The organism is Psychrobacter immobilis, from assembly GCF_904846185.1.
GTDB lineage: Bacteria > Pseudomonadota > Gammaproteobacteria > Pseudomonadales > Moraxellaceae > Psychrobacter > Psychrobacter immobilis_B.
The window spans coordinates 1-1161 of the sequence record NZ_CAJGZQ010000061.1 but is presented as its reverse complement, the minus strand read 5'-3'; the positions used below and the strand labels follow the sequence as shown (position 1 = coordinate 1161).

The window sequence follows — 1161 nt, the reverse complement described above, 5'->3', positions numbered from 1 at the left end:
TTTGCTGACGACAATAGCATGATGGCACCACCTGATCCCTTCCCGAACTCAGAAGTGAAACATCATTGCGCCAATGGTAGTGTGGATTCGTCCATGTGAGAGTAGGTCATCGTCAGCTCTCTATTCTAAAGTAAAAGCCCCCAACGTTAATTCGTTGGGGGCTTTTCTTTGTCCGTTTTGGTGCTGGATATTTCTAATATACAGTCTCTAGTTTTACTCAGTGAAATGGCCATAAAAATAAATACGTTAGTCTTGACCCAGTCCAAAGCCCTCGTAGACTGCCGCCCAATCGAAAGGCAAGTGGTTTGGAAGCTTAGATAATCAAGCTATTTCACACTAAATAGAAATTACCTCTTGACTCAAGATTTAAAGCGTCTATAATACGCCCACACAAGACGAGCTGGCAGTGATTAGTGTGTAGATTACACATAAATAACCCAGTTAACTTGAAGAAACAAATTATAAAAAAGCTTGACAATTCAAATCATTATGATAAGATAGTCGGCTCGCTAGATGGCTTAACCGGCAACGGACTAAGACAGATAGTGAAAGCAATACCCTATATATCAGTTACTGGACGACAGTGATTGAGCACTATTTAAAAGCATAACTAAAGAACAACTTGTGTGGATTTTTGCTGATTCAGAATGCTAAAAAATAAAGTTGGTTTTAACTCCTTTTCGGAGTTCATTCTAACTATAAAAATTATCATTTAAGACAGCAGAAAAACTCAAAGTTAATTCATTACGAACATAATTTTTAGCGATTTTGCCAGATTAGATGAGCCAAGTTTAGAAGCTTCTTTAAAGAGCTTCATAGCAAGATTAAACTGAAGAGTTTGATCATGGCTCAGATTGAACGCTGGCGGCAGGCTTAACACATGCAAGTCGAGCGGAAACGATGATAGCTTGCTATCAGGCGTCGAGCGGCGGACGGGTGAGTAATACTTAGGAATCTACCTAGTAGTGGGGGATAGCACGGGGAAACTCGTATTAATACCGCATACGACCTACGGGAGAAAGGGGGCAGTTTACTGCTCTCGCTATTAGATGAGCCTAAGTCGGATTAGCTAGATGGTGGGGTAAAGGCCTACCATGGCGACGATCTGTAGCTGGTCTGAGAGGATGATCAGCCACACCGGGACTGAGACACGGCCCGGAC

Annotated in this window: 2 rRNA genes; both read left to right on the top strand. The window is 42.0% G+C overall.

The annotated features are described in order from the left end of the window. The first annotated feature begins 3 nt into the window (after positions 1-3). Positions 4-118, top strand: a 5S ribosomal RNA gene (gene rrf / locus JMW94_RS14695). A gap of 708 nt (positions 119-826) precedes the next feature. Continuing rightward, a 16S ribosomal RNA gene (locus JMW94_RS14690) occupies positions 827-1161 on the top strand; the annotation flags it as partial.